Annotated in this window: 4 protein-coding genes; all 4 read left to right on the forward strand. The window is 48.5% G+C overall.

Features of this window, described 5'->3' with window-relative positions; genetic code table 11:
- The first annotated feature begins 344 nt into the window (after nt 1–344).
- Nucleotides 345–1,670, forward strand: a complete 1,326-nt coding sequence (hflX, locus tag AC1DUA_RS27315; protein ID WP_477502762.1) for a GTPase HflX — start codon at nt 345–347, stop codon at nt 1,668–1,670.
- Nucleotides 1,671–1,672: 2 nt separating this feature from the next.
- On the forward strand, nt 1,673–2,923 hold the full coding sequence (locus AC1DUA_RS27320) for a methionine gamma-lyase family protein (RefSeq protein ID WP_477502763.1): 1,251 nt from the start codon (nt 1,673–1,675) through the stop codon (nt 2,921–2,923).
- Nucleotides 2,924–3,020: 97 nt separating this feature from the next.
- On the forward strand, nt 3,021–3,431 hold the full coding sequence (locus AC1DUA_RS27325; protein ID WP_145655132.1) for a MerR family transcriptional regulator: 411 nt from the start codon (nt 3,021–3,023) through the stop codon (nt 3,429–3,431).
- A 38-nt stretch (nt 3,432–3,469) separates the two neighbouring features.
- The coding region (locus AC1DUA_RS27330) for a glutamine synthetase beta-grasp domain-containing protein (RefSeq protein WP_477502764.1) at nt 3,470–4,000 on the forward strand (531 nt) is incomplete at its 3' end.

Below are 4,000 nucleotides of genomic sequence, written 5' to 3' on the forward strand. Positions count from 1 at the left end.
ATTCAAACACAGTTTGAATCGATCCAGAAAAGATTGACGAATCCGAAGCTGCCTGATCAAATGCTGGCTTATACGGATACGACTGGAGGAGGATATTTCGCCGTGCTTCCGGGCGTACCTTCCAAAGGATCTTACCTAGGTCAAAGTTTATTTACGTAACTGTTGTGGAAAGATACCGGAAGGCCACGTGGCCTTTCGGTTTTTTTTGATGAGCTTTGTTATAATTGAATTTTCCATCGCAGTAAATTGACTTTCCCAAGCATTTCCTACACAATGATGAAGGAATCCGCCTATATGGAGAGGATTTCGAACGTGATAGTGCAAGGTAAAGGAGACTATAACTTATGAAAACAACTTCACATATGGTTGAAAAAGAAATCGATGACCGTGCTGTGCTCGTCAGTCTGGTTACACAGAAGCAGAAGCGCAATGAAGAGCTGGCTGAGTACTCGCTTCAGGAATTAGTGAAGCTGGCTGAAACCGCAGGTGTGCAGGTTCTGGAAACCATGACGCAGAACAAAGAGACCAAGGATAGCAAATGGTTTATCGGCAAAGGAAAAGTCGATGAACTGAAGGCAATGCTCGAAGAGTTGGGTGGCAACACAGCGATATTTGATCAAGAGCTATCTGGTGCGCAAGTCCGTAATTTGGAAGCAGCCCTCGACGTCAAAATCATTGATCGCACACAGCTCATTCTTGATATTTTCGCCCAGCGAGCCAAGACGCGTGAAGGTATTATCCAAGTTGAACTGGCACAGCTCAGCTATTTGCTTCCAAGGCTTTCTGGTCAAGGGAAGAACCTGTCCAGACTTGGAGGCGGTATTGGTACGAGGGGTCCAGGGGAGTCCAAGCTGGAGACAGATCGCCGGCATATCCGAGGCCGTATTGACGAGTTGAAGGCGCAGCTTGAAGAAGTTGTTCGCCATCGCACCTTGCACCGGGAACGCCGGAAGAAAACCGGTGTATTCCAGGTTGCTCTGGTCGGCTATACAAACGCTGGCAAATCAACATTATTGAAACAATTAACGCAAGCAGACGTCTATATTGAGAACCAACTTTTTGCTACCTTAGACCCGACATCACGCACGATGGAATTGCCAAGCGGCAAGGAGATCGTTCTTACAGATACCGTAGGGTTTATTCAAAATCTGCCGCATGATCTCGTCGCTTCATTCCGTGCTACATTGGAGGAGGCCAATGAAGCCGATCTCATTCTCCATGTCGTTGACAGCTCAACAGATATGCGCAACGAGCAGATGCGCGTCGTAGGCGAGGTGCTTAAAGAGCTTGGCGCCCATCAGAAGGAACAACTGACACTTTTCAATAAAATCGATGCTTGTCCCCAGGAAGACCGAGAACTGCTGACTACCGAAGGGGAGTTTCTGAAGATTAGCGCTTTCGATCAAGCGGATTTGGAACGTCTGAGGATTGCTATTCAAGACAAGCTGATGGGGGATAGCAAAGAGTTTCGTATTCCGGCTGACAAAGGAGATATCATCTCTTTGATGTACCGAATCGGCGAAGTTCTTGAGACGGAAGTTGACGGTGAAGATATGCTGTTCAAGGTCCGAGTGAACAAAGATGATTATGTAAAGGTAGCCTATCAGCTGGTCGCTTATGATCAGAATCCACAGCATGAGGTTCAAGAGAACGAGGGAGAGATTTATTAATTATGCAATTCGGGGATAAAGTTATGTCGTTGATGGAAAGTGCAGAGCGTCAAGTCGAAAGCGCTTTTCGTCACATCGAAAAAACAATTGATCTTAATCAATGGAAAGTGATCAGCGCTTTTCAAAAACATAAAGTAAGTGATTACCATTTCGCCTCCTCAACTGGCTATGGGTACAACGATCGCGGTAGAGAAGTGCTTGATCTCGTGTATGCGGATAGCTTTGGGGCAGAGGCTGCGCTTGTTCGTCCCCACTTTGTGTCAGGAACACATACGATTGGGACTGCACTGTTCGGTGTGCTTCGACCAGGCGAACATCTACTTTACATCACAGGGAAGCCCTATGACACCTTGCATAAAGTAATTGGCAAACCGGGTGATGGTACAGGCTCGCTGCAGGACTTCGGCATAGGCTATGATGAAGTAGCCTTGCTGGAGGATGGATCGCCCGACTGGGYGGCCATTGCTGCAGCTATTCAGCCGAACACGAAGGTGATCGGCATCCAACGCTCTCGCGGCTACTCGTGGCGTCCGTCGTTCACGACCAGGCAAATCGGCGAGATGGTCCGATTCGTCAAAGAAATAAACCCTAATCTTATCGTTTTCGTCGATAATTGCTATGGGGAGTTCACCGAGCTGCAGGAGCCGACGCAGGTTGGCGTCGACTTGATTGCCGGCTCACTGATCAAGAACCCCGGCGGCGGCATCGCCCCATCCGGCGGCTACATTGCCGGCCGGCAGGACCTCGTGGACCTCGCTGCCTATCGATTGACTGCCCCTGGTATTGGGGGCGAGGTCGGCGCCATGCTCGGTGCTACGCGAGCCATGTTTCAAGGGCTCTTCCTTGCCCCGCATCTGGTCGGGCAGGCGGTTAAGGGCTCGGTGTTCGCAAGCGCCGTATTCGAACAGCTGGGCTTCGAGAGCCATCCGCGTTGGGATGCGCAGCGAACGGATTTGATCCAAGCGATCCGCTTCACGTCCGCGGATCACTTGATCACGTTCGTGCAGGGCATCCAGAAAGCGGCTGCCGTGGATTCGCACGTGGTGCCGGAGCCGTGGGATATGCCCGGCTATGAGCATCCCGTCATTATGGCGGCCGGTACCTTCATCCAAGGCGGCAGCCTGGAGCTGTCTGCCGATGCACCGATTCGCGAGCCGTACATCGCGTACATGCAGGGTGGACTTACCTATTCACATTGTAAGTTAGGGGTGCTTACGGCAATCCAACATATGGTAGACAAGGGATTGCTTTGAAAAAATAAGTCTGTGAACAAACCTTACACTCCTTGACACGTTTTTGTTACTTAGGTACAATATAGGAGAGGTACTTAACTTTGCAGGAGTGATTAGCATGAGTGATGATATTCGTAGAAATATGGCGTTATTCCCAATAGGGATCGTCATGAAGCTGACGGATCTAACCGCACGACAAATTCGATATTACGAGCAGCATGAGCTTATTATTCCAGCCAGAACTGGCGGCAATCAACGACTCTACTCCTTTAATGATGTTGAACGACTTCTTGAAATTAAAGATTTGATTGAAAAAGGTGTGAACATCGCGGGGATTAAGCAGGTGCTCATCCCAGTCGATAAAGATTCGGAAGATGCTACGATTTTGAACGAGCATACGGAAGTTAAGCGTAAGGAACTAACCGACTCTCAATTGCACAAAATGCTGAAGCAGCAGTTGATAGGCGGGGGCAAGCGGCCAGATCAGGTTTCCTTGATCCAAGGACAGCTTTCCCGGTTTTATAAATAACACTCCGTAAGCGCTTGTAAAATGAGAGGAGAATGAACATGACCTACAACAACAATTATACCAAAGAAGATATTTTGCGCATCGCGAAAGAACAAAATGTTCGGTTCATTCGCTTGCAGTTTACGGACTTGATGGGAAGTATTAAGAACGTTGAGATTCCTTTCAGTCAACTTGAAAAAGCGTTGGACAACAAAATGATGTTTGATGGTTCTTCCATCGAAGGTTATGTGCGTATTGAAGAGTCAGATATGTACCTGTATCCAGATTTGGATACATGGGTTATCTTCCCTTGGGTAACTGAAAGCAAAGTGGCTCGCTTGATCTGCGATATCTACTTGCCGGATGGCCGACCATTCCCAGGCGATCCACGTGCGATTTTGAAAAATGCGCTGAAGCAAGCGGAAGAGCTAGGCTACACAGCGATGAATGTTGGTCCTGAACCTGAGTTTTTCTTGTTCAAAACCGATGAGAAGGGCAATCCAACGACAGAACTGAACGATCAAGGCGGATACTTTGATTTGGCTCCAATGGATCTTGGTGAAAACTGCCGTCGCGATATCGTGCTAACG

The organism is Paenibacillus sp. 01T422, from assembly GCF_056398785.1.

Excerpts from the sequence above, each read along its gene's own strand:
- hflX (WP_477502762.1), top strand. The coding sequence starts at position 345 with ATGAAAACAACTTCACATATGGTTGAAAAAGAAATCGATGACCGTGCT.
- AC1DUA_RS27325 (WP_145655132.1), top strand. The coding sequence starts at position 3,021 with ATGAGTGATGATATTCGTAGAAATATGGCGTTATTCCCAATAGGGATC.